Genomic DNA, 272 nt, shown 5'->3' with positions numbered 1-272 from the left:
CGAGCACGGCGCGGACATGGACCATGTCGGCAGTCGAGCCGGGCTGGACCAGGCCGAGCACCGCCGGGCGGCGGGCCATCGACTGGAGCGCGGCGATCAGGCGGAGGATCGGGCCCTGGCGCTCGGCGACGCGGGTGCGCTGCGCGGCGAGCTGGCGGTCGACGATGCCGATGCGCGCCCGGGCGGCGGCGATGTCGGCCTCGGCGGCCTTGATCCGCTCGGCGGCGGCGGCCTCCTGCGCCCGCGCCCGCACGGCCTGGTCGCGCTCCGAC

The 272-nt window shown here is 79.0% G+C and carries 1 protein-coding gene; it reads right to left on the bottom strand.

The window, feature by feature from the left end; translation table 11 throughout:
- Positions 1-272 (bottom strand): hypothetical protein (locus RVY79_RS19685; RefSeq protein ID WP_317466258.1); only part of this gene is annotated, 272 nt, incomplete at both ends.

Source organism: Chromohalobacter sp. HP20-39, assembly GCF_033052815.1.
Taxonomy (GTDB): domain Bacteria; phylum Pseudomonadota; class Gammaproteobacteria; order Pseudomonadales; family Halomonadaceae; genus Chromohalobacter.
The sequence above is the reverse complement of the archived record's forward strand: the minus strand, read 5'-3'. Positions and strand labels throughout refer to the sequence as shown.